We start from the raw sequence: 24,363 nt of genomic DNA, 5'->3' as shown, positions 1-24,363 counted from the left end.
GGCGGCGGACGAGGAATGCCCGCTCCTAGACTCGTGTTGAATCGACCGGATGCGGAGCTTCCCGCCCCGCCCGACCAACCTGAGGAGGGACCGCCGCGGTGAGCACCGACGACGTCCGGGAACTGATCATCATCGGGTCGGGCCCGGCCGGCTACACGGCCGCGGTCTACGCAGCCCGAGCCCAGCTCAACCCGCTGGTGTTCGAGGGTTCCCAGTTCGGTGGTGCACTCATGACCACCACCGAGGTCGAGAACTACCCCGGCTTCACCGACGGGATCATGGGCCCCGAGCTCATGGAGCAGATGCGCAACCAGGCAAAGCGTTTCGGCGCCGAGCTGCGCTCCGAGGACGTCGACTCCGTCGACCTCGAGGGCCCGGTCAAGACCGTCACCGCCCACGGGCAGACGTTCTCGGCGCGCGCCGTCATCCTCGCGATGGGCGCGGCCGCCCGGTACCTGAACGTCCCCGGCGAGCAGGAGCTGCTCGGCCGCGGTGTCTCGGCCTGTGCCACCTGCGACGGGTTCTTCTTCCGTGAGCAGGACATCGCCGTCATCGGCGGCGGCGACTCCGCGATGGAGGAGGCCACCTTCCTCACCCGCTTCGCCCGCTCGGTCACGATCATCCACCGCCGCGAGGAGTTCCGGGCGTCGCGCATCATGCTCGAGCGCGCCCAGAACGACCCGAAGATCAAGTGGAAGCTCAACTCCGAGGTGCTGCGGGTCGACGGCGACGGATCGGTCTCCCACCTGCGGCTGCGCGACACCGTCACCGGTGAGGAGTCGACGCTCGACGTCACCGGGATGTTCGTCGCCATCGGCCACGACCCGCGCAGCGGCCTCGTCCGCGAGCTCGTCGACGTCGACGGGGACGGGTACGTGAAGGTCGACTCGCCGGCGACGCGCACCACCATCGAGGGCGTGTTCGCCTGCGGCGACCTCGTCGACCACACCTACCGTCAGGCGATCACAGCAGCCGGTTCCGGCTGCTCCGCCGCGATCGACGCCGAGCGCTGGCTCGCCGAGACCCCCGTCCCGGCCGAGCTCGCCGGTGGCGGTTACGGCACCGCCGCTCCCGAGGCCGCGGCCGCCGCGCACTGACCCCCACTCCTCCACCGATCATCACCGCGAAGGGCAGAACACGATGGGCAACAACACCGTCGACGTCACCGACGCCTCGTTCGAGGCCGACGTCCTCAAGAGCGACAAGACCGTCCTCGTCGACTTCTGGGCGACCTGGTGCGGGCCGTGCAAGATGGTCGCCCCCGTCCTCGACGAGATCGCCGGCGAGCACTCCGACAAGCTGACCGTCGCGAAGCTCGACATCGACGTCAACTCGAAGACCGCCGCCGCCTACCAGGTCATGTCGATCCCGACCATGATCCTGTTCAAGGACGGCAAGCCGGTGAAGACCATCGTCGGCGCCCGCCCCAAGGCCGCGCTGCTCTCCGACCTCGCCGACTACCTCGGCTGAGGCACGAACGACCGTTCGGCAACGGACCGGCCGGCTCCCGCTGGGAACCGGCCGGTTCCGCGTTCCGGGGGCCACCCCTCCGACACCGCAGGTCACGACGAGGACACGCCCGGGCACGCCCCGCTGTCCCCCGGTCGGGGAGGCGCAGGGCAGAATGGGCCGCGGCCGCACGCCGACGGCGGCGGACTGACGACGATCGAGCGAGGGTGCATGCATTTGCTCCGCCGCGGAGACAGCGGTCCGGCCGTCGCCGAGATCCGGGAGATGCTCGTGCGCCTGGGGCTTCCCGCCGGGCGGCAGGCGCCACCTCCGGGTTCGCCCGCGGAGTTCACCTTCGACGCCGACGTCGAGCACGCCGTGCGCGCCTTCCAGCAGCGCCGCGGACTCATCACCGACGGCATCGTCGGCCCCGCCACCTACCGCGCGCTGCGCGAGGCCGGCTGGAAGCTCGGCGACCGGATGCTCGCCCTCCTCGTCTCCGCGCCGATGAGTGGCGACGACGTCGTCACCCTGCAGGAGCGGCTCCTCGAACTGGGCTACGACGTCGGCCGCCCCGGCGGCGTGTTCGACGACCTCACCGAGCGCGGCCTCAAAGCCTTCCAGCGCGACTACGGCCTCGCCTCCGACGGCGTGTGCGGCCCGCAGACGCTGCGTGCGCTGCGCCAGCTCGGTCGCAAGGTCACCGGCGGCCGCCCCGGCCTGCTGCGCGAGCAGGAGCTCCTGCGCCGCGCCGGGCCCCGCATGCGCGGCAAACGCATCGTGGTCGACCCGGGCCACGGCGGACCCGACCGCGGCGTCGTCAACAGCGGGGTCGCCGAGGCCGACCTGATGTGGGACCTCGCGCGCCGGCTCGTCGGCCGGATGTCGGCCACGGGCATGGAGGCCATGCTCACCCGCCGCGAGGACACCTGCCCGCCCGAGGCAGAGCGCGCCGCGTTCGCCAACACCGCGGGCGCCGACCTCGTCCTGTCGCTGCACACCGACGCCAACCCCAGCATGCACGCGCAGGGCCTCGCGACCTTCCACTTCGGCAGCGGCTCCGGCCCCACGTCGACGGTGGGGGAGGCCCTCGCCGGCCTCATCCAACGTGAGCTGCTCAGCCGCACCTCCATGCTCGACTGCGGCAGCCAGGGCCGCACCTGGGAGCTGCTGCGGCTCACCAGGATGCCGACCGTGCGCGTCGAGGTCGGATACCTGACCAACATGGGCGACCGGCGCAAGCTGCTCAGCACCGACTTCCGCGACATCGTCGCCGAGGGCATCCTCGTCGCGGTCAAACGTCTGTACCTACTGGGCCAGAACGACCACCCGACAGGCACGTTCACCTTCTCCGACGTCCTCGCGCACGAGATCGCGCGCAACGAGGCCACCGCCATCTGAACCCGTTGGCGCGCAGGCGGTTCCTGCGCGCCACACGGCCGGTGCTTCAGCAACCGGTGCCTCAGCGGGCGGGGATCACCTGGCGCTCGATCGGGGGCGTCGACTGCAGCGGGATCGTCACGGTCCCGAGGATCTGCTCCAGCGCGGCCTCGACGTCTTCCTTCCACGTCATCGCCGCGCGCAGCTCCATCCGCAGCCGCGGCCAGCGCGGGTGCGGACGGATCGTCTTGAACCCGACGCCCTTCAGGAACTCCGCCGGGATCACGCAGCTGGGCTCGGTACCCGGACGGGCATCGCCGAACACCTCGACGGCCTTCACACCACGACGCGTCAGGTCCTTCACGACGGCCTGGGCGAGCATGCGCCCCAAGCCTTCCCCGGCGAACTCGGGCAGCACCTGCATCGTCGTGAGCAGGACCGCGTCGGCGCTCACCGGACCCGTGGGCATCTCGGCCGCACGGGGGACCGCCGACGGCGGCGCGTACATGACGTACCCCGCGGGCGCGCCCTGCATGTGCACGATCTTGCCGCACGAACCCCACTCGAGGAGGACGCCCGAGACCCAGGCCTCCTTCTCGAACTCCGTGGACCCGAACTCCTGGGCCTGCTTGCCCAGGTGCTCCGACAGCTCCCAGAACACGCAGGTACGGCAGCGCTTGGGGAGTTCGTCCAGATTGTCCAGAGTGATGCTGGCGACGTGCCAGGACAAGGCAACCTCCGGCTACTGAAGACGCTCTCGCGTGCGCGTCCGGCTGCGGATCACGCACAGGGCCGGGCCCCGTCGATGTTAGATCGATCCAGACCCGTTGGACAGCACATGTGCTGCGACCGGGCCTCCAGGCTCGCCGAAGGGCAGGAGGTTCCCCCGTCCCGGTTACACTCGGGCGGTCCGCTTGCGCCGCTTGACCTGCTGAAGGGGAGGCCCCAGGTGCCGGTTCCGCCGCCCACCGTGCCCGATCCGTACGACATCAGCACGGCGGCAGCAGCGGCAGCGGCAGCCCCCACCGGACGCTTCGCCCGACGCACCGCCGGCATGACCGCCTCCGAGATCCGCGCCTTGTTCGCGGTCGCCAGCCGGCCCGAGGTCGTCTCCCTCGCCGGCGGCATGCCCAACCTCGCCGCCCTCCCGCTCGACACCCTGGCCGCCGAGGTCGGGCAACTCGTCGCGAGCGAGGGCCAGACCGCGCTGCAGTACGGCTCCGCGCAGGGCACACCCGCGCTGCGCGAGCAGATCTGCGAGGTCATGCGACTCGAAGGCATCGACGCCGACCCCAATGATGTCGTCGTGACCGTGGGCTCCCAGATGGCGCTCGACCTCATCACCCGCATCTACTGCGACCCGGGTGACGTCGTACTCGCCGAAGGCCCCTCCTACGTCGGCGCGCTCGGCTCCTTCGCCGCGTACCAGGCGCGCGTCGTCCACGTCGCCATGGACGCCCACGGCCTCGTGCCGCAGAACCTCCGTGACGCCCTCGAATCGCTTGCACGCCAAGGGATCACGCCCAAGTTCCTGTACACGATCCCGAACTTCCACAACCCCGCAGGCGTCACCCTCGCCGTCGAACGCCGCACCGAGATCCTCGAGATCTGCGCCTCCTACGGCGTCGCCGTCGTCGAGGACAATCCTTACGGCCTGCTCGGGTTCTCCGGGACCGTCTACCCGGCGCTGCGCTCGTTCGACCGCGACGTCGTCTACCTCGGCTCCTTCTCCAAGACCTTCGCCTCCGGACTCCGCGTCGGTTGGGCCCTCGTCCCACCCGCGGTCCGCGACCGCCTGGTCCTCGCCGCGGAGTCGGCAACCCTGTGCCCGCCGACCTTCAACCAGATGATCGTCTCCCGTTACCTGCAGACGCAGGACTGGCGCAGCCAGGTCAAGACGTTCACCGAGGCCTACCGCGAACGCCGCGACGCGATGCTCGCCGCCCTCGAGACGCACCTGCCGCCCGGCTGCAGCTGGAACGTCCCCGACGGTGGGTTCTACGTATGGCTCACCGTGCCCGAGGGCGTCGACACCAAGGCGATGCTGCCCCGCGCCGTCACCGCCCGCGTCGCCTACGCCTCCGGTACCGGCTTCTACGCCGACGGGTTCGGCAGCAGCCAGCTCCGGCTGTCGTACTGCTACCCGACGCCCGAGCGCATCGAGGAGGGCGTCCGGCGGCTCGCAGGCGTCCTCGGCGCCGAGCTCGACGTCATGAGAACCTTCGGCGTGCCGGCGCGTACCCCGCGTCTGCGGTCCGGCCCCGACGCCCCCTCGCCGGACACCGCCTGAGCGTGTTTCACGTGAAACGTGAGCCCACTCTTCTTCGGATCGACCAGGAGCTGACGTGACCGACCGGACCGTGGCGGTGCTTGCCGGTGGGCTCTCTCACGAGCGAGAGGTGTCGCTTCGGTCCGGCCGTCGCGTCGCCGGTGCGCTGCGCTCTTCCGGCGTCGGCGTCTTCGAGTGGGACGTCGACGCCAACCTCGTCGAGCGCCTGCGCACCGAACGGCCCGACGCCGTCGTCATCGCCCTCCACGGAGGGGAGGGGGAGAACGGCGCCGTCCAAGCCGTGCTCGAACTCCTCGACGTCCCCTTCGTCGGCACCCCCGCACCGGCCTGCCGCCGCGTCTGGGACAAACCCACCGCCAAGTCCGAACTCCGCCGGGCCGGCCTCGACACCCCCGACTGGGTCGCCCTCCCGCACGCCACCTTCCGCGCGCTCGGCGCCCGCGCCGTCCTCGACGCCATGGTCGAACGGCTCGGGCTGCCACTCATGCTCAAACCCGACCAGGGCGGCTCCGCCCTCGGCGCGCAGGTCGTCACCACCATCGACGACCTGCCCTCAGCCATGGTCAGCTGCCTCGCCTACTGCGACACCGTCCTCGCCGAGCGCTTCGTCGACGGCACCGAGGTCGCCGTCTCCGTCGTCGAGATCGACGACGCGCCCCGCGTCCTCCCACCCGTCGGCGTCGAGCCCCTCGGCGGCGTCTACGACTACACCGCCCGCTACACCCCTGGAAACACGACCTTCCACTGCCCGGCGCCGCTCGACCCCGAACTCCTCGCTCGCGTCCAGGACGTCGCCCTCTCCGCCCACCGGCTCCTCGGGCTCCGCGACCTCTCCCGCACCGACGCCATCGTCGACTGCGACGGGAACGTCCAGATCCTGGAGCTGAACGTCTCGCCCGGGCTGACCGACACCTCCCTCCTGCCCACCGCCGCGACCGCCGCCGGACTCGACCTCGGAGACCTCTTCGCCACCCTCGTGGAACGCGCGGTCGACCGCGCCTGAGGTTCTGCCGGCGTGTTTCACGTGAAACGAGGTCGGCTGTCGGACAGCTGGCGGACGCGGGGCCGTCGAACGGGTTCGGCCGTCGGTAGCTGCCCGGCGAGAAGAACCCGACGTCGCCGGCGTCGTCGGACACCTCGGTGTCGGGGTTGTCCTCGGGCGGGTCTCGATCCGGCGCGACACGAACCGATAGTAGTTGCCGATGATCAGCGACACGCCGACCGTGAGGAACAGGCCGGTTCCTTCGAGGCGCAGGCTCGCGGAGAACTCGGCGGCGTCCCTCGGCAGCGTCGCGCCCCACCCGCCTCGATCGTCCGTCGAGAGGACGAGCTCGTGCATGACCCGCGCGCGTGGTCGTCGCAGCTCGCGGCGAAGCGACCCGCTCGGGGCGGGACGTGGTGCCGCCGAACCGACCGGCGGCCTCTCCGTCCACGGCGGTACCCATCCCGCAACCCTGCTGCTCGGCCTCCTGTCGATCGTCGTCCCTGCCTACCTGGGCAGTCGGGTGCCCAGCACCGGCCCCCGTGCGACAGGTCTCACGACAGCCCTCTGCGAAGGCGGCGGGGCGATCACGCCTGGGCGCTGGAAGCCGGTCGACATCGTGTGCAAAGCCCGGCGGCGGCGTCGCCGTGGCAAACGCCGCGACGAGCTCGCCCAGCTCAGGTTCGACGTGCCGCTCCTGCACCGGGCTGCAGCCAGTCCGCGTCCGTGCCAAGCCTGCCGCGCAGCTGCTCGCCCGACCCCTCCCAATCGCTGTCCGTGCGGTCGTGGCGGGCAGCGCCTGCGGCACCTCTGTACGGTAGCTCTGTGCGGCAGCGCGGCGAGCCGATCGCCTGGGGTTCGAGGTGGCGCCGCCGGACCGGGCGGCGGCCAGTCCGTCCCGCGTCGGGTATGCGTCCGGTGGCACTGAACGCCTACAGCGGCCTCCATGCGACAGCCCTCTGCGACGACGCACCGCGCTGATCGCGGCTGAGTTCGAGGTGCCGCTCCCGGACCGGGCGGCGTCCTCTCCGTTCGCGGCGGTACCCATCCCGCGGCGCTGCTGCTCCGACCCTTGTCAATCGTCGTTCCTGCAGACATCGCGGGGGAGCGCCTGTAGCGGCCGCTTGGGACGGCGACAGGCCCCTCCACAGCGCTCTCCGGCAGCGCTCTCCGGCAGCCCTCTCCGACAGCCCTCTTTGGCAGTGCTCTCCGGCAGCCCTCTTTGGCAGTGCTCTCCGGCAGCCCTCTGCGGGAAAGCCGTGCGGCAGCCCTGACAACGCTCGGATGGAATGTCGGGCGTGCTCGTCGACCGGACCTGACCATCGCTCGCGCGTCCGGTCGCCCAGTGGCGTCGCCCCCGGACACGCCCCTTTCGAGCGATGTCCGCCGTGCGGCCAGTCGTACTACCCCTGCTCGTGTTCGGCGCCGCGGACACGACCGGATCTCGGTCGTCGCGGCGAGGACGCGGGCGGGAACTGTCCGGCTCCCTGTGCTCGTCTCATCGACACGGTGGGTGTTTCACGTGAATCCTCGGGACGTCGCCCTTCTCTGCGCTCCCAGCAGCCCCGACACAGACGGCTCGGTGCTCGATCCAGTCCACCGGCCGGTCGGACTCGGGCGCCCTCGGCGGGAGGTCCACGCAGCCCATCCGACGCCGCCCGTTCTTCCGTCCTCTCGAAGGGGCCCGCAGCCACACGATCTCGGCGAGGTCGAGCAGCACAACGCCGGCGGCGGAGTCGACCACGATGCAACGCGCGAGGTCGACTCCGACGAGCAGCAGCCTCCCCGCGCCGTCCACGGAGGTGCGGCTACGACGAGCGGGGGAGCGTCGCCGTTGTGTGCGGGCCACCCAGTGTCGCTCTTCGCGCGGCGGCCTCCCGTATCCGACGACGCGTACCCGGACCGTTGCGCAGCCGAGCATCGGACCCGCATCCGCGGCAGTTCGACGAGGAGTCCTCGGCTCGGCCCCGGCACACCCCAGGGGACATGGGCGCGACGCTGAGCACCCACGCTCGGAGTTTCCGAGGTGTCTCGATCCGCAGCAGCCGCCACGCCGAAGGACAGATCCGTGCGTGTTTCACGTGAAACGTGGGCCGGCCGTTCCCGTGGTCGGCGTCTCCCGCCTCACGACGCGATCTCGCCATCACGCACGACATCGTGCCTCGGGGCAGCACCCGCAGTCGGGTCAACCGGGTGCGTCGACCTCGTCGCACGCCCCACCAGTCCCGTGGGGACAGTACTTCCCGACCGCCCCGCAAGCCGCCCCAGACCCGCAGAGGCTCGTCGACACCTCAGCGAGCTCAGCACGGGACTCAAGGACATCTGCGCCCACGAGAACAGAGCCGACAAGAACTTCGACCACAGATCTGTCGGTGCCGCTCCGCCGGAAGTGCGCCGACGAGTCCAGTGCTCGCCCCGGCCGGGTCATGCGCAGCTACCTCGGCGACAACGCCGAAACCGCGGAGAACGGTAGGCCCGAGCCGCGCTCGAACCGCAGCATCGGCTCATCGTCCAGCTGTGACCGGTCTAGGGCGTCGCCGTACATGGACGAGCTCCTCCCCGAGCGCGCGCACCAACCGGCCCCTGCGCGAGCGACTGGCACCCATCGCGGCGGGGTACTGCGCGCGGAGCAGGGCCGCTGTAGGCCTCGGCCACGAGCATCGTCGGCCCCCTGGTCGAACGCGGCCTGGGCCTACACGACCGCGGCTGGCCTTGTGCGCATCACCACAGGACCGTCAGTTCACAGCAGTCGTGTCTGGCCCGCCCGGAGGGCCACGGACTCTGACTCGCCGATCCACGTTGCCGAGTCGCGCCACTCGCCGCCGCGAGCGAACAGGAGCGGTTTCACGTGAAACAGCGCAGCCGACCCCGCCCGCAACGCCTCCGCCCACGACGCCTGTCCGCCCAGCACGCCGGCCTGCGGGCAGTCGGCGCTCAACACGCCGAGGCCGCAGACGCTGCTTCCGTAGGCATGCGACAAGCCGGACCCGCTCAAGGTTCTGCGGGTCGGGGCCCCACGCGCGTTGCCTGTCCGATCGGGATGAAGCCGAGCCAGCCCTGGTGGAGTCGGTGCGCAATCGCCACCAGGATGTGCATCGGCTTCGTCTGCGTCGACAGCCGGGCGGTATCGCGTCGCCGTGGATCGCGCGAGCTCCCGACCCGACAGCGGCCGTGCGTTTCGCGACCCGTGGAGTCGACCGTCGGGTTCTCGGCGATGCCCCAGCCGCCGACTCGACAGCGGTCCCCAGCCACAGGGGGTCATGTCACGCCGGGCCGGCGCTCGGCTCGACTCACCTCATCGACGTGTAGCACCTTCACGAACCGCAAACCGTTCGGTAGCACATGACTAGACGCGCCGAGTCCGATAATCCGACAACCGCCTGTCGATCACCGAGGGTCCTCGGATGGTCCTTCGCAGACCCGAAAATCGGCCTCAGCCGTGGTCCTTCGGACTGTTCATGAGCTCGGCGATCCGCTCGAGATCCTCGACGGAGCCGAACTCGACGACGATCCGTCCCTTCCGCTGCCCGAGCTCGACGCGGACGCGGGTGTCGAAGCGGTCGGAGAGGCTCTCGGCGAGACGTTCGGCACCGGGGGCGTGGATCGGTTTGCGCCGTGCGGCGCGGGCGGGGGCGGGCTTCTCGCTGCGCGCGAGGAGGACGGCTTCCTCGGTGGCGCGGACGGACATGCCTTCGGCGACGATGCGCGTCGCGAGTTCTTCCTGGCGCCCGGGGTCGTCGAGGCCGAGGAGGGCGCGCGCGTGCCCGGCGGAGAGGACGCCGGCGGCGACGCGGCGTTGCACGGGGACGGGCAGCCGGAGGAGCCGGATCATGTTGGTGACGACGGGGCGGCTACGACCGATGCGGTCGGCGAGCTCGGCGTGGGTGACGCCGAACTCGGCGAGGAGCTGCTCGTATGCGGCTGCTTCTTCGAGCGGGTTGAGCTGGACGCGGTGGATGTTCTCCAGGAGCGCGTCGCGGAGCATGGCGTCGTCGGCGGTGCTGCGGACGATGGCCGGGATGCGGTGGAGCCCCGCACGCTGGGAGGCACGCCAGCGTCGTTCGCCCATGATGAGCTGGTAGCGGCCGCCGCCGGTGTCGCGGACGACGACGGGCTGAAGCAGCCCGAACTCGCGGATGGAGTGTTCGAGTTCGGCGAGGTGTTCCTCGTCGAAGGCGGTGCGGGGCTGCTTGGGGTTGGGTCGGATCGCGTCGACGTCGATCTCGCGGTAGTGCGCGCCGGCGACGGGCGCGGGCTCGTCGACACCGGTGGACGCGGGGGTGCCGCGGTTCCACGAGTCGGGGACCGGTGGCGCGGTGGGGGATGCCGTGTCGAGCGGGGGGCCGGTGGGGATGAGGGCGGCGAGTCCGCGGCCCAGCCCACCCTTGCGCTCGGCCATGCTCTACCGCCCGTTCGTCTCGACGCCTGCCGCGCTGTCGGCACCCATCGCCGCGCCACGGGCCGCGATCTCCCGGGCCGCGTCGACGTACGACATGGAGCCCCTGGAGCCGGGGTCGTAGGCGAGGACGGTCTGGCTGTAGCCGGGCGCCTCGGACACCTTCACACTGCGGGGGATGACGGTACGCAGGACCACGCCGCCGAAGTGCTGCCTGACCTCGGATGTCACCTGATCGGCGAGCTTGGTGCGGCCGTCGTACATGGTGAGCAGGATCGTGGAGACGTGCAGGCTGGTGTTGAGGTGCGACCGGACGAGGTCGATGTTGCTGAGCAGCTGCCCGAGCCCTTCGAGCGCGTAGTACTCGCACTGGATGGGGATGAGCACCTCCGCGGCCGCGACGAGCGCGTTCACTGTCAGCAGGCCGAGGGAGGGCGGGCAGTCGATGAGGACGTAGTCGACGTCGAGCTGGTCGAGGACGTCGGGGCTGAGGGCCTGCTTGAGACGCTGTTCGCGAGCCACCATGCTGACGAGCTCGATCTCGGCGCCGGCGAGGTCGATCGTCGCGGGGACGCACAGCAGGTCGGGTGACGCGGTGCTGGGGACCGCGGCCTCGAGCAGGCTGATCTCGCCGAGGAGCGCCTCGTAGACCGACGGGGTGCCGGCTCGGTGGTCGACGCCGAGGGCGGTGCTGGCGTTGCCCTGCGGGTCGAGGTCGACAACGAGGACGCGAACCCCGTGCAACGCAAGGGCTGCGGCGAGGTTGACCGTGCTCGTGGTCTTACCGACCCCGCCCTTCTGGTTGGCGACGGTCAGCACGCGGCGGTGGGCCGGGCGAGGCATGGCGTAGCGGTCGGGGTGTCGCATCCGGGCGGCCCGTTCGGCCTCCTCCGCGATCGGCGTCCATCCCGGACTCGGCGCCGGACCGCCCGATGTTCCACGTGAAACGTCGGCCTCGGTCACGATCGCTGCTCCCTCCTCCGGCCCGGGCGCCCGGCACGCGGCGCCGCGGTCCGTTCGACGAGCACGACGGTGCTCGGCACCTCGACGAGCCCTTCGCCGCACCGGGCGACCGTCGCGTCGCCGCCACCGGCCTTGCGGACGGCGACCGCGTCGCGCGCGACCTCCTGCTCGGCGGACGCACCCTTGACGGCGACCAGCCTGCCACCTCGGCGCAGCAGGGGTAATGCCCATCCGGCGAGACGGGCGAGCGGTGCGACGGCTCGTGCGGTGACCACGTCTGCCCCCTCCCATCGCCGTCGGACCTCGGTTTCCTCGGCCCGTCCGCGCTGCACCTGGATCGGCAGGTCCAGGTCCTCGATCACCTCGGTGAGCCAGTCGACCCGTCGGGCCAGCGGTTCCACGAGGACGACGTGCAGGTCCGGACGTGCCAGGGCCAACGGTATCCCGGGCAGACCCGCTCCCGAACCCAGGTCGACGACGCGTGCCCCGTCCGGGACGACTTCCTTCACGACTGCACAGTTCAGGATGTGCCGGTCCCACAGCCGCTCGGTCTCGCGGGGCCCGATGAGGCCCCGTTCCACGCCGGTGGTCGCCAGGTGCTCCGCATAGCGCACCGCCGCCGGCAGCCGTTCGTCGAAGATCTCGGCGGCCACCGACGGCGGTGAGGCGACGGGCGCGACGTCGCCGTGCGCGGGGACGTCAGCCGCCACTGCGGAAGACGACGACCTGGCGACGGGGCTCCTCGCCCTCGCTCTCGCTGTTGACGCCCTTGATCTTGGAGACGGCGTCGTGCACGACCTTGCGCTCGAACGGCGTCATCGGCCGCAGCTTGACCGGCTGCCCCGAGTCGAGGACGTCCTTGGCGGTGCGCTTGCCGAGCTCGGTGAGCTCGTCGCGACGGCCTTGCCGCCACTGGGCGATGTCGAGCATCAGTCGGCTGCGGTTCCCGGAGGCCTGCTGCACGGCGAGCCGGGTGAGCTCCTGCAACGACTCCAGGACCGAACCGCGGTCGCCGACGAGCTTCTCGAGGTCCTCGCCGCCGTCGATGCTGACGATGGCCCGGCCGGCCTCGACGTCGAGATCGATGTCGCCGTCGTAGTCGAGCAGGTCGAGCAGGCGCTCGAGGTAGTCGCCCGCGATGTCGCCCTCGCGGATCAGCTGCTCCTCGGCGGTCGCCGGCTTGGGGGCGTCGGCGGCGGTGTCGGCAGAACCGTCCTCGGCGGTCTTCGGCACGGTGGGTCTCCCTTCCTGACGATCCGGGCGGCCGGAACCGCAGCGGGGGAGCTGGGTCCGGACCTCCGGCGCCGGACCCCGACGGGCCCGGCTCGTGGCTTCGGTCAGCGGCGCTTTCGGCCCTTGCGGGCCGCGGAGGGCCGTGAGCCTCCGCTGGTGGTCCTTCCGTTGCGCGCGTTGGGCGATCCGTTGTTGGACCCCCCGCGCTGCTGGCCGGAGGACGGCTTGACCGGCTTGGCGCCGGGCTTCTTCGCCGGGGGAGGGGCCGCGTCGCCGGCGGTGTCGGCGTCCTTGGTCAGGTCGACCTCGGCGGCGCCGTCCGCGGTGTCGGCGTCGTTCTTCGCGGTGGCACCGTTGCGGTTGGGCTTCTGACCGGGCTTGGGCGCGAGCGCCTGCCTGTTGGTCGTCGCCTGCTCCTTCTTGGCGGCCTCTTCGGCGTCGATCTTCTTGTAGACGATGCGCTGCTGGGCGAGCGTCCACAGGTTGTTCGCAACCCAGTACATGAGGATCGCGAGCGGCAGGAACGGCGCACCGACGACGACACCGATCGGGAAGACGTACAGCATCAGCTTGTTCATGATCGCCGACTGCGGGTTGGCCGCCTGGGCCTCCGTCTGCCGGGCGACGGAATGCCGCGCCGTGATGTGCGTGAAGACACCGGCCATGATCATCAGGGGGATCATGACGATCAACATCTGGCCGACGGTCGTGCCGAGCTGGTCGAGGCTGGGCGCACCCTGCAGCGGGACGATCGACGCGCCGAGCTTGGCGCCGAACAGGTCCGACTCGACGAAGGACTGCACGTCGGCGGCGTTGAAGATGTAGTTCTCGGTCTTCCCGGGCTTGAACTCGCGCAGCACGTGGAAGAGGCCGATGAACACCGGCACCTGGATGAGGATGGGGAGGCAGCCACCGAGCGGGTTGACACCCTGCTCGCTCTGCAGGCGCTGCATCTCCTGCGTCATCTTCTGCTTGTCGTTCGCGTACTTCTTCCGGAGCTTCTGGATCTCCGGCTGGAACTCCTGCATCTTGCGCATCGACCGCACCTGGCCGACGAACGGCTTGTACAGGATCGCGCGGAGCGTGAAGACCAGGAAGACGACCGACAGCGCCCACGCGACACCACTGGTGGGCGAGAAGACGAAGCCGAAAGCCTTGTGCCAGAACCACAGGATGGCCGAGACCGGGTAGTAGATGAAGTTCAGCACCGGGCTTGCTCCTCGTGGTTCTCACCGGGGTCGGCGCCGCGACGGGCGTCCGCGTCCTCGGCCGGGCGTCGGTCGTCGTCGTGGCGTGATGGGCGGCGCGGTGGCACCGGGTCCAGACCGCCAGGGTGCCACGGTCCGCAGCGCAGAAGCCGACGAACCGTCAGATAGCTCCCGCGGAGCACGCCGTGGACCTGGAGCGCCTCGATCCCGTAGGCGCTGCAGGACGGGTAGAAGCGGCACACGGGCGGGAACGCCGGCGAGATCCAGCGCTTGTAGAAGCGGAGGGCGCCGATCATCACGCGTGCCACCGGCGACGGGCGGGGCGCCGCTGCGGGCGTCTGGTCGGCGGCCGCGGCAACGTCGGGGTCGTCACCATGGACGGGCTCGCTGCCGGGACCGGTCATCGCGCGGCCGTCGGGGCGAGGCGCCGCAGCGCGGTGCGGAGCGCGCCGTCGAGGTCGCCGGCCAGCTCCGCCGACGACGCCGTGGCCGCGGGCGGCAGCGCCCGCACGACCAGGCGCGCCCCGGCGGGCAGCGCGGCGAGCCGGGGCGCCACGACATGGCGAAGCCGCCGGGTCACACGGTGACGGACCACCGCGTTGCCGACGGCCTTGCTGACGACGAACCCGGCCCGGGGCATGTCGGAACCCGCGACGTCGAGATGGACGACGAGATGCGACCGGCCGCTACGGCGACCACGCCGCATCGTCGTCGCGAACTCGTCCCGACGGGTGAGCCGGGCCCCGGCCGGCAGCACTCCGCTGCCTGATCAGGCGGAGAGCTTGTCGCGTCCCTTGCTGCGACGCGCAGCGAGGATCGCGCGGCCCGCGCGGGTGCGCATACGCAGCCGGAAACCGTGCTTGCGCGCCCGACGGCGGTTGTTCGGCTGGAAGGTGCGCTTGCCCTTGCTCACTGTCGGCTCTCCTGGTCGACTCCGGCCCTGCGAACAGGCGGCGTCGTGTCGCTATGGACGATGTCTCGGGTGGTGCGGTGGTGCTCGGACAGGCCGACGAGCCCCGGGGGCGCGCGACCTCGCGAACGATCGACGGCACGCGGAACGTGCCAGTCCTCGGACGCGGCTCGTTCAAGGGTACGCAGCGCCCGAAGAGGGGGTCAAACCGCCCCCGCGGTCGACTCCGCCCGGCGAGCGCAAGCCGACACGCCGAGGTCGGCGAGCGGCCCGGAGGGCGCCTTGTGGCATCGGGTCGGGGGTTGTTACCTTCGCCCCTCACAGTTCGATCCGGGGGGATCGGGAACACCCGCTCCGACACACCGACGTGGGCCCGCGAGGCGCCCGCGCCCCCGTGCTGCGTACGGTCTGCGCACAAGTGTGGATAACTCTGGGGATCGACTGCGGGGACCCGACGGGTCTCCGGGCGTCCGGTCGACAAGTGGTCCGTCGTGCGCAAGGGACGGCCCCCCGAAGGAACGGACGAGAGCTGCGGAGGGAGCAGGCCCGGTGACCGACCAGCCAGGGGATCTGGGAAAGGTCTGGAACCGGGTCATCGCGGACCTGTCCGGCGCCTCGGGTGAGGCGGGAGCGGCGACCCTCTCGGCGCAGCAGCGGGCCTTCCTGCGGCTGACCCGTCCGCTCGGCCTCCTCGACGGCACCGCACTCCTCGCGGCCCCGAGCGAGTTCGCCAAGGACGCGATCGAGCGCATCCTCCGCAAGCCGATCAGCGACGCCCTCGGCCGCCACCTCGGCGTCCAGGTGAACCTGGCCGTCGTCGTCGATGCCTCGGCCGCGTCCGGCGGCACCGAGGTCCCCGACCCGCCCGACCCCCGCGCCGCCGGCCGCGCCGCCGCGCCCGGACCCCTCGACCGTTCCGTCCCGCTCGCCACCGACATCGACGCCTCCGTCGAGGCCGACGCGTTGTCCCCCAACGGCGGCGGCGCACTCAACGGCCAGGACCTCGAGCCGACCGCCGTCCCCGAACGACTCGACGTCGCCGCCGGGGCACCGTCCGACACCCCCACCGTCCCCGAGATCGACGGTGGTTTCGCCGACAACGGGCCCGCAGGCGGCTCGCTCGGCCGCATCGGAGCGACCGGGCCGCATGCCGGCGACGGCCGCCCGGGCCAGGACGGCTGGCCCACCTACTCCGCGCCCGGCCCCGACGCCACCGCGCGCTCGCGGCCTGGACTCAACGAGAAGTACACGTTCGACACCTTCGTCATCGGCGCCTCGAACCGGTTCAGCCACGCCGCGTCCGTCGCGGTCGCCGAGGCACCGGCCCGGGCCTACAACCCGCTGTTCATCTGGGGCGAGTCCGGGCTGGGCAAGACCCACCTGCTGCACGCCGTCGGGCACTACGCCCAGCGGCTGTTCCCGGGGATGCGGGTGCGCTACGTCAGCACCGAGGAGTTCACGAACGACTTCATCAACAGTCTTCGTGACGACCGCAAGGTCGCCTTCCAGCGCCGCTACCGTGACGTCGACGTCCTGCTCGTCGACGACATCCAGTTCCTGGAAGGCAAGGAAGGTACGCAGGAGGAGTTCTTCCACACCTTCAACACCCTCCACAACTCCAACAAGCAGATCGTCGTCTCCTCCGACCGCCCGCCCAAGCGCCTCGAGACGCTCGAGGACCGCATGCGGACCCGGTTCGAGTGGGGTCTCATCACCGACATCCAGCCGCCCGAGCTCGAGACACGCATCGCGATCCTGCGCAAGAAGGCGGCCCAGGACCGGCTCGCCGTCCCCGGCGACGTCCTGGAGTTCATCGCCGCCCGCATCGAGCGCAACATCCGAGAGCTCGAGGGCGCACTCATCCGGGTCACGGCGTTCGCGTCGTTGAACCGCCAGCCCGTCGACACCCAGCTCGCCGAGATCGTCCTGCGCGACCTCATCGGCGACTCCGCGGCCTCGGAGATCACCGCGCCGACGATCATGGCCGTCACGGCGGAGTTCTTCGACGTGACCATGGACGAGCTGTGCGGGCCGGGGAAGACGAAGGCGCTGGCGCAGGCCCGCCAGATCGCGATGTACCTGTGCCGCGAGCTGACCGACCTCTCCCTGCCCCGGATCGGCCAGACCTTCGGCGGCCGCGACCACACGACGGTCATGCACGCCGACAAGAAGATCCGCAACGAGATCTCCCTGCGCCGCAAGACCTTCGAGCAGGTGCAGGAGCTGACGGCGCGCATCAAGCAGCGCGCCCGCCGCTGATCTCCGCCCGACGACGGTCGTTGCGCCCCAACGGCTCCGGCCGCGCCGTGCCCGTAGGAGTGCGGCACGCCGCCCCGACCGCAGGGGTGCGGCACGCCGCCCCGACGGGGAACGAACGGCACAGTGGGGCAATTCAGTTGCGCGAGTGGGCCGTTCGTTCCCGGGAGCCACGACCTGCCCAGCGCCTCGACATGCGCGGCGCAAGCTCGACCCCCGTGGCAATCCGTGCTCCGGGGCTCCGAGGCTCCGGAGCCCCGGAGCGTGTCACCAGAGCGACGCGTCCGCTCTCACGACACGTTCGACGGACGGCGCGACGTCGAGCGTGTCGTCAGCGCGGGGAGGGAGCGCTCAGGACACGTTCGCCGGGCCTCCAGTGCCGCACCCGGTCGGCGACCATGCCGGGCACCGCACCGAGGCCGGCATCGGCTGCCACCCCGACGCGCAGGACGACCGACGCTCGGGGTACCGACGATCAGAGAGCGGTATCCGCACACCCAGCCCCATCCCCAGCCGTGCGTACAGGTCCGGCCCCACCCGAGCGACAAGCGCATCGGCGCCGACATCATCAAGCCGCTACGACGGCCGATCTGCCGGATGGTCGCTCACCGGATGGTCGCTCACCAGATGGTCGCTCACCAGATGGTCGCTCACCGGGTCGTCGCTCACCGGGCCCTCGCTCACCGGGCCCTCGCTCACCGGGCCCTCGCTCACCGGGCCCTCGCTCACCGGGTCGTCGCTCACCGGGTCGTCGCTCACCGGGTCGTCGCTCACCGGGTCGTCGCTCACCGGGCCCTCGCTCAGTAAGAGGCCTCGCCCCGGAGGCCTCGACCAGTGCGCGTCGACACCGGCGCTCCGAGTCGCCTCGCACGACGATTCGTCCCGGTGCCGCTCGCTCCCCTCGGCGCGCAACCTCACGGTCGTCTCGGCGCTTCGGCACCGCGGTGAGGTTGCGCGCCGGTCCCGGTGCGAGACCGGCGGGCGCGGCCCTGCCCGCGGCTCGTCCGGAGGGGGGCGCAGAGCCGCGCGCGGATGCCGCCGACCGGGGGCCGTCCACACTTCTCGGTGGTACCGGTCGTCTCCGCGTGTCGCTCCGAGCTGAACCGCTCGTCGTCCGCTAGGCCACGTTCGGCGCAAGCGGGGATCGCGAGGGCGTGTACGTCGCACCCCTTGTCGTCACGCTCCGTTGACTGTCGTGTGCCTCGCGGGACAAGAGTGGGTTCCGCCGCCTTCTGCGCACCCGCCGCGACCGGGACGACCGGTCGCGCAGCGTCGGCGCACGACCAAGTTTTCACCCACATCTGGGGACAACTCTGTGGATTGACGGCCGGAGGCCCGTGGATCGTTGCCCTCGGATCCGTGGACAACTCGTGTGGACACGGGGGATGGATCCGGGACAACAGGGGCGGGGCGGAGGTTGTCCACGGGTGGCGGCAGCCCTCCACCGGCCGTCCCGGGGTGACGTCCCCATCGCGCCGCACCGTGGGACCTGCGGCGACGGCGCCCATCCACACCATCCACAGGCCCTACTGCTGTTGCTGGATCTCTCTCTTGAGAAATACACAAGAAGAAGAGGGCGGTGGATGGGGGACGCGCGGCCGTCACGGAGGAGTGCCTCGAAGGGCGAACGGCCCGGCGTGACACCGGCGCTGCGGAGGCTCTACGGTGGTCCGGCCGACCTGGTCGTCCCCGGCCGTCGTCCGCGTCCCGGCTCTGTCCCGTTCGCGTCCGGCTCCGTTCGTCAGGTCGACACGCTGCTCGTCCCCGGGTGCCTGGCCATCCGGTCGCAGTCTCGTGACCGTCGGTGAAAGGTCCTCACGTCATGAAGTTCCGGGTCGAACGCGACGTCCTGGCCGATGCCGCGGCCTGGGTCGCGCGGAGCCTGCCCGCGCGGCCGCCGGTCCCGGTCCTGGGCGGTGTCCTCATCCAGGGGGGTGGGGATCCGGGCTCGGAGACGTTGACGGTGTCGGGGTTCGACTACGAGACCTCGGCCCGGGTGGAGCTCGACGCGACGATCGGGGATCCCGGTCAGGTCCTGGTGTCGGGCCGGCTGCTCGCGGACATCACGCGGGCGTTGCCGCCCAAGCCGGTGGACCTGGTGGTCGACGGGTCGCGCGCGACGATCAACTGCGGCAGCAGCCGGTTCAGCCTGCCGACGATGCCGGTGGAGGACTACCCGCAGCTGCCGGCGATGCCGCAGCGGGCGGGGTCGGTCCAGGCCGACACGCTGGCGTCGGCGGTGGCGCAGGTCGCGGTGGCGGCGGGGCGTGACGACACGCTGCCGATGCTGACCGGTGTGCGGCTGGAGATCGAGGGGTCGCGGCTGACGCTGGCGGCGACCGACCGGTTCCGCCTGGCGGTGCGGGAGCTCGACTGGGACCCCGAGGACGCGTCGGTGTCCACTGCGGTGCTGATTCCGGCGCGGACGCTGGCGGAGGTCGCGAAGACGTTGTCGGGCGCGGGGACCGTCGAGATCGCCTTGTCGGCGGGCGACGGGATGCTCGGCCTGACGGGCAACGGCAGGCGGGCGACGACGCGCCTGCTGGACGCGGAGTTCCCGCGGTTCCGCCAGCTGATCCCGGCCGAGAGCACGACGGCGGCCGAGATCGAGGTGTCGGTGCTGGTCGAGGCGATCAAGCGTGTCGCGCTGGTCGCGGACCGGGTTGCGCAGATCCGGCTGGAGTTCGGCGAGGACGGGCTGCGGCTGGCCGCGGGCGGCGACGACGTGGGCAGCGCCGAGGAGGAGATCCCCTGCATCCTCACGGGTGAGGGGCTGACGATCGCGTTCAACCCGTCGTATCTGCTGGATGCGTTGGGCGCCTTGCACACCGAGCGCACGCAGCTGACGTTCACGACGCCGAACCGGCCGGCGTTGGTGCGTCCAGTGGTGGCGTCTTCGGGCGAGGATGCACCGGCGCCCGACGGCGGTTACCTGCACCTGCTGATGCCGGTCCGGCTGCCCGGCTGAGGCCGGGACCGTCGGTCCTTCTCGGTAGCCTGGCGGGGTTCCACGCACGCGATCGACGGGAGCCCGTGGTGCATCTGCGGCGGCTGGCCGTCACCGACTTCCGGTCGTGGGAGCAGGCCGATCTGGAGCTCGACCCGGGGGTCACGGTCCTCGTGGGGTCGAACGGTGTCGGGAAGACGAACCTGGCCGAGGCGATCGGCTACCTCGCGACGCTCGGGTCGCACCGGGTGGCCACCGACGCGCCGCTGATCCGGCGGGGTGCGTCGCGGGCGGTGGTGCGCGGCGTCGTGGTGAACCAGGGCCGGGAGCTGGCCGTGGAGCTGGAGATCACGGCGGGCAAGGCCAACCGGGCGCGGGTGAACCGCTCGCCGGTGCCGCGCCCGCGCGACGTGCTGGGCATTCTGCGCACGGTGTTGTTCGCGCCGGAGGATCTGGCGTTGGTGCGGGGCGATCCGGGGGAGCGTCGCCGGTTCCTCGACGATCTGTTGGTGGCCCGCTATCCGCGTTTCGCGGGGGTGCGGGCCGACTACGAGCGGGTGCTGCGGCAGCGGTCGGCCTTGTTGAAGACGGCGCGCGCGGGCGGTGACCTGCGCACGCTCGACGTGTGGGACGGGCACCTGGCCCGGCACGGCGCGGAGTTGCTGGCGGGCCGGCTCGACCTGGTCGCCGGGCTGGCGCCACCGGCGGTGGCGGCGTTCGCCGACGTGGCGCCGTCGTCGGATCCTGCTGCGCTGCACTACCGGTCGAGCCTCGACGGTGTGCTGGTCGCCGACGTGGCGGTGCTCGAGGAGGGGCTGCTCGAGGCACTGGGCCGCGTCCGCAGGCAGGAGGTTGAGCGCGGGGTGTGCCTGGTGGGCCCGCACCGCGACGATCTGGAGATCCGGTTGGGCGAGGGCCCGGCCAAGGGGTACGCGAGCCACGGTGAGTCGTGGGCGCTGGCGTTGGCGCTGCGGCTCGGGTCGTACCGGTTGTTGCAGAGCGACGACGTCGAACCGGTCCTGATCCTCGACGACGTGTTCGCGGAGCTGGACGCGCGGCGGCGCCGTGCGTTGGCCGCGGTCGCCGCACAGGCGGAGCAGGTCGTCGTGACGGCGGCGGTCGCGGAGGACGTCCCGGAGGAGCTCGGGGGTGTCCGGATCGCGGTGAGTGGTGGCAGCGCCGTCCGCATGCCGGCCTCACCGGCCGATGATCAGCGGGTGACGACGACATGACCTGCGGCGCAACGATCCGCCCGGGACGGGCCGTTCAGCACGCCCTGCTGTGGACAACGCTGTGGATACTGTGGATAACTCGGCTGGATCTGGTGACAGCTCGAGGGAGCCACCGCCTGTCGACGGGAAGGCGCCGCCGATCGTGAGTGACGACAACCACTCTGTCCCCACCCCTGGGGACAACGAGAATCCGGCCGTTCGTCGTGGCCCGGGGGCCGGTGCGGGCGCGGACGGTCTGCGCGGGCCGGATTTGGCGCGGGAGGCGTTGCGGGCGGCGCGGGAGGCGTCGGCGCAGCGCGCGTCGGAGCGTGCGGCGGCGGGGGAGCCTCGTCGGCGGCGGGCCGGCACGAGGGGCAACCGGCGTCGCTGGTCGGGCCCGGGTCCCGACGACCGGGACCCCCAGCCGTTCGGGAAGATGCTGTCGCGGGTGTCGATGGACCGGGGCTGGTCGCCGCGGCTGACCGACGCGACGGTCCTCGGGCGCTGGCCGCAGCTGGTGGGCCCGGACATCGCCGACCACTGCACGCCGGTGTCGTTGCGCGACGGGGAGCTGACGTTGCAGGCGGAGTCCACGGCGTGGGCCACGCAGCTGCGGACGCTGCAGCGCCAGCTGCTGGTCCGGCTCGCGGCCGCGGTGGGCGACGGCGTGGTGCGCCGCATCCGGGTGGTCGGGCCGTCGGCGCCGAGCTGGCGGCACGGGCCGCGGCACGTGCGTGGCCGGGGCCCGCGCGACACGTACGGGTGACCGGCCGGGGCGCGGAGGCGGCTGATCGATCCGGGCCTGGGGAAGATCCGGGCATCCCCGCCGCCGTGTCGTCGTTGAACGAGGGTGAATGGCGCGGGACGTACCGTTGGACGCGTTCTCGCGCCGTTCAGCGCCACGTGACGGGCCGGGAGCCTCGCGCGAGCCCCGTTCGAGCGGTCGCCCTCGTGCTGTGACGCGTTCGGCGCTCTCCGACGCGCACAGGGGCGTCCTAGGCCGCTTCCTGTCGGGTGAGACCGGTAGAATCGGGAGGGTGCTTCGGGTGGACCCCGATCCGCCCGTTCGACCGTCACCTCGCGCGTGCAGTGCGCACGGGGGGCGGGACCTTGGTACGAGGAGACCTACAGCCCGTGGCAGCGGAGAAGAAGAACGGCTACAGCGCGTCGTCCATCACCGTCCTCGAAGGCCTGGAAGCGGTCCGTAAGCGCCCCGGTATGTACATCGGCTCGACGGGCGAGCGCGGCCTGCACCACCTGGTGTGGGAGGTCGTGGACAACGCGGTCGACGAGGCGATGGCCGGGTACGCGACCAAGGTCGAGGTGTCGGTGCTGGAAGGTGGCGGCGTCCGCGTCGTCGACGACGGCCGTGGCATCCCGGTCGGCATGCACCCGGTGGAGAAGAAGCCCGCCGTCGAGATGGTGCTGACGATGCTGCACGCGGGCGGCAAGTTCGACAGCGACTCCTACGCCGTCTCCGGCGGTCTGCACGGTGTCGGCGTCTCCGTCGTGAACGCGCTCTCCACGCGTCTCGACGTCGAGATCGACACCGACGGCTTCCACTGGGACCAGCAGTACACACGCTCGATCCCGGGCCCGCTGAACAAGGGCGCGGCGACGCAGCGGACCGGCACCACGATCACGTTCTGGGCCGACCCCGACGTCTTCGAGACCACGACGTACAACATCGAGACGATCCGTCGCCGGCTGCAGGAGATGGCGTTCCTCAACAAGGGGCTGACCATCGTGCTGCGCGACGAGCGCAACGGCGACAGCGACGAGGCGGAGGAGCCCGACGCCGAGGGCTACGTCGCCAAGGTCAAGGAGCACGTCTTCCACTACCCGGGCGGGCTGGAGGACTTCGTCGCGCACCTGAACAAGACGAAGGACCCGATCCACAAGAAGCTCGTCTCGTTCTCCGGCGAGGCCCCCGGGCACGCGCTCGAGGTCGCGATGCAGTGGAACTCGGGCTACACCGAGTCGGTCTACACGTTCGCGAACACGATCAACACCCACGAGGGCGGCACGCACGAGGAGGGCTTCCGCGCGGCGCTGACCAGCACGGTCAACCGCTACGCGCGCGACAAGAAGCTGCTCAAGGAGAAGGACCCGGCGCTGTCGGGCGACGACATCCGCGAGGGTCTGGCCGCGATCGTGTCGGTCAAGGTCAAGGAGCCCCAGTTCGAGGGCCAGACCAAGACGAAGCTCGGCAACACCGAGGTCAAGTCGTTCGTGCAGCGGATCAGCAACGAGTGGCTCGCCGACTGGTTCGAGCGCAACCCCGCCGAGGCGCGCACGATCGTCAACAAGGCGGTGCAGTCGGCGCAGGCGCGGATGGCGGCGCGCAAGGCCCGTGAGCTGGTGCGCCGCAAGAGCGCCGGCGACATCGGTGGCCTGCCCGGCAAGCTGGCCGACTGCCGCTCGACCGACCCGGCGAAGTCCGAGGTCTACATCGTCGAGGGCGACTCGGCGGGTGGTTCGGCCAAGTCGGGCCGAGACTCGATGACCCAGGCGATCCTGCCGATCCGCGGCAAGATCATCAACGTCGAGAAGGCCCGGATCGACCGCGTCCTCAAGAACACCGAGGTCCAGGCGATCATCACCGCGCTGGGCACGGGCATCCACGACGAGTTCGACCTGGCCAAGCTGCGCTATCACAAGATCGTGCTGATGGCCGACGCCGACGTCGACGGCCAGCACATCCGCACGCTGCTGCTCACGTTGCTGTTCCGCTTCATGCGCCCGCTCGTCGAGCACGGTCACGTGTTCCTCGCGCAGCCGCCGCTGTACAAGATCAAGTGGGCGGGCCGCGGCGCCGAGCCGGAGTTCGCCTACTCCGACTCCGAGCGCGACGGGCTGATCGCCGCCGGCCGCGAGGCGGGCAAGAAGCTGCCCAAGGAAGAGGGAGTGCAGCGCTACAAGGGCCTCGGCGAGATGAACGCCAAGGAGCTGTGGGAGACCACGATGGACCCGGCGCACCGGGTGCTGCTGCGTGTCACGCTCGACGACGCCGCCACGGCCGACGAGCTGTTCTCGGTCCTGATGGGCGAGGACGTCGAGTCCCGCCGCTCCTTCATCACCCGCAACGCGAAGGACGTGCGCTTCCTGGACGTGTGATCCACACACATGTCCTAGACG

Annotated in this window: 20 protein-coding genes and 1 pseudogene; 11 read left to right on the top strand and 10 right to left on the bottom strand. The window is 71.2% G+C overall.

Annotated features, from left to right (window positions below; all coding sequences use genetic code 11):
* The first annotated feature begins 98 nt into the window (after positions 1-98).
* The 3 genes from trxB (at position 99) to PSU4_RS09615 (ending at position 2,850) form a co-directional block, all read left to right on the top strand.
* Entirely contained in the window at positions 99-1,097 is a 999-nt protein-coding gene (gene trxB / locus PSU4_RS09625; RefSeq protein ID WP_147105171.1) for a thioredoxin-disulfide reductase, read from the top strand.
* Positions 1,048-1,470, top strand: a complete 423-nt coding sequence (gene trxA, locus PSU4_RS09620; protein WP_281290667.1) for a thioredoxin — start codon at positions 1,048-1,050, stop codon at positions 1,468-1,470. Before trxB ends, trxA begins: the two co-directional genes overlap by 50 nt.
* Before the next feature lie 210 nt (positions 1,471-1,680).
* On the top strand, positions 1,681-2,850 hold the full coding sequence (locus PSU4_RS09615; RefSeq protein ID WP_147105164.1) for an N-acetylmuramoyl-L-alanine amidase: 1,170 nt from the start codon (positions 1,681-1,683) through the stop codon (positions 2,848-2,850).
* Positions 2,851-2,911: 61 nt separating this feature from the next.
* Here the strand turns inward: PSU4_RS09615 and PSU4_RS09610 are convergent, their stop codons facing one another.
* The gene (locus PSU4_RS09610) at positions 2,912-3,559 is read right to left on the bottom strand and encodes a GNAT family N-acetyltransferase (protein WP_147105162.1); all 648 of its coding nucleotides are present in this window, start codon (positions 3,557-3,559) and stop codon (positions 2,912-2,914) included.
* Between the two features lie 198 nt (positions 3,560-3,757).
* Here PSU4_RS09610 and PSU4_RS09605 point away from each other — a divergent pair, with 198 nt between their 5' ends.
* The gene (locus tag PSU4_RS09605; RefSeq protein ID WP_373866040.1) at positions 3,758-5,119 is read left to right on the top strand and encodes an aminotransferase-like domain-containing protein; all 1,362 of its coding nucleotides are present in this window, start codon (positions 3,758-3,760) and stop codon (positions 5,117-5,119) included.
* A 55-nt stretch (positions 5,120-5,174) separates the two neighbouring features.
* Positions 5,175-6,122, top strand: coding sequence for a D-alanine--D-alanine ligase family protein (locus tag PSU4_RS09600; RefSeq protein ID WP_147105159.1), 948 nt, complete (start codon positions 5,175-5,177; stop codon positions 6,120-6,122).
* Between the two features lie 118 nt (positions 6,123-6,240).
* Here PSU4_RS09600 and PSU4_RS33215 read toward each other — a convergent pair.
* The 9 genes and pseudogenes from PSU4_RS33215 to rpmH all read right to left on the bottom strand — a co-directional run.
* A pseudogene (locus PSU4_RS33215) lies at positions 6,241-6,564 on the bottom strand (hypothetical protein); the annotation flags it as partial.
* Positions 6,565-9,534: 2,970 nt separating this feature from the next.
* Complete coding sequence (locus PSU4_RS09590; protein WP_147105157.1) at positions 9,535-10,500, bottom strand: ParB/RepB/Spo0J family partition protein; 966 nt, start codon at positions 10,498-10,500, stop codon at positions 9,535-9,537.
* A 3-nt stretch (positions 10,501-10,503) separates the two neighbouring features.
* Positions 10,504-11,364, bottom strand: coding sequence for a ParA family protein (locus PSU4_RS09585; protein ID WP_186816847.1), 861 nt, complete (start codon positions 11,362-11,364; stop codon positions 10,504-10,506).
* 92 nt (positions 11,365-11,456) lie between these two features.
* The gene (gene rsmG, locus PSU4_RS09580; RefSeq protein WP_246115021.1) at positions 11,457-12,170 is read right to left on the bottom strand and encodes a 16S rRNA (guanine(527)-N(7))-methyltransferase RsmG; all 714 of its coding nucleotides are present in this window, start codon (positions 12,168-12,170) and stop codon (positions 11,457-11,459) included.
* Positions 12,160-12,693 (bottom strand): Jag family protein, encoded by a 534-nt coding sequence (locus PSU4_RS09575; protein WP_147105151.1) that lies wholly within the window; start codon positions 12,691-12,693, stop codon positions 12,160-12,162. The genes rsmG and PSU4_RS09575 overlap by 11 nt, the downstream gene beginning before the upstream one ends.
* Positions 12,694-12,797: 104 nt before the next feature.
* Positions 12,798-13,901, bottom strand: a complete 1,104-nt coding sequence (gene yidC / locus PSU4_RS09570; protein ID WP_147105149.1) for a membrane protein insertase YidC — start codon at positions 13,899-13,901, stop codon at positions 12,798-12,800.
* Positions 13,895-14,305 carry a membrane protein insertion efficiency factor YidD gene (yidD, locus tag PSU4_RS09565; RefSeq protein WP_147105146.1) on the bottom strand — a complete coding sequence of 137 codons (411 nt, stop codon included), beginning with the start codon at positions 14,303-14,305 and terminating at the stop codon, positions 13,895-13,897. Before yidD ends, yidC begins: the two co-directional genes overlap by 7 nt.
* Entirely contained in the window at positions 14,302-14,658 is a 357-nt protein-coding gene (gene rnpA, locus PSU4_RS09560) for a ribonuclease P protein component (protein WP_147105143.1), read from the bottom strand. The genes yidD and rnpA overlap by 4 nt, the downstream gene beginning before the upstream one ends.
* 12 nt (positions 14,659-14,670) lie before the next feature.
* Positions 14,671-14,814: a 50S ribosomal protein L34 gene (gene rpmH / locus PSU4_RS09555; RefSeq protein ID WP_013678662.1), complete on the bottom strand. Its 144-nt coding sequence runs from the start codon at positions 14,812-14,814 to the stop codon at positions 14,671-14,673.
* A 546-nt stretch (positions 14,815-15,360) separates the two neighbouring features.
* On the opposite strand from rpmH, the gene dnaA reads away from it, so the two are divergent.
* The 6 genes from dnaA to gyrB all read left to right on the top strand — a co-directional run bounded on the left by dnaA (position 15,361) and on the right by gyrB (position 24,342).
* Positions 15,361-17,070, top strand: coding sequence for a chromosomal replication initiator protein DnaA (dnaA, locus tag PSU4_RS09550; protein ID WP_147105140.1), 1,710 nt, complete (start codon positions 15,361-15,363; stop codon positions 17,068-17,070).
* Positions 17,071-17,215: 145 nt separating this feature from the next.
* Complete coding sequence (locus tag PSU4_RS33005; RefSeq protein ID WP_147105136.1) at positions 17,216-18,169, top strand: pentapeptide repeat-containing protein; 954 nt, start codon at positions 17,216-17,218, stop codon at positions 18,167-18,169.
* 720 nt (positions 18,170-18,889) lie between these two features.
* Positions 18,890-20,035 carry a DNA polymerase III subunit beta gene (gene dnaN, locus PSU4_RS09540; RefSeq protein ID WP_147105133.1) on the top strand — a complete coding sequence of 382 codons (1,146 nt, stop codon included), beginning with the start codon at positions 18,890-18,892 and terminating at the stop codon, positions 20,033-20,035.
* A gap of 68 nt (positions 20,036-20,103) precedes the next feature.
* Positions 20,104-21,246 (top strand): DNA replication/repair protein RecF, encoded by a 1,143-nt coding sequence (gene recF / locus PSU4_RS09535; protein WP_147105130.1) that lies wholly within the window; start codon positions 20,104-20,106, stop codon positions 21,244-21,246.
* Between the two features lie 142 nt (positions 21,247-21,388).
* Positions 21,389-21,991, top strand: a complete 603-nt coding sequence (locus tag PSU4_RS09530) for a DciA family protein (RefSeq protein WP_147105127.1) — start codon at positions 21,389-21,391, stop codon at positions 21,989-21,991.
* Between the two features lie 368 nt (positions 21,992-22,359).
* Entirely contained in the window at positions 22,360-24,342 is a 1,983-nt protein-coding gene (gyrB, locus tag PSU4_RS09525; protein ID WP_147105125.1) for a DNA topoisomerase (ATP-hydrolyzing) subunit B, read from the top strand.
* Positions 24,343-24,363 lie beyond the last annotated feature (21 nt).

It is taken from the genome of Pseudonocardia sulfidoxydans NBRC 16205 (assembly GCF_007989085.1).
Lineage (GTDB): Bacteria > Actinomycetota > Actinomycetes > Mycobacteriales > Pseudonocardiaceae > Pseudonocardia > Pseudonocardia sulfidoxydans.
This window is presented reverse-complemented; position numbering and strand designations above follow the sequence as displayed.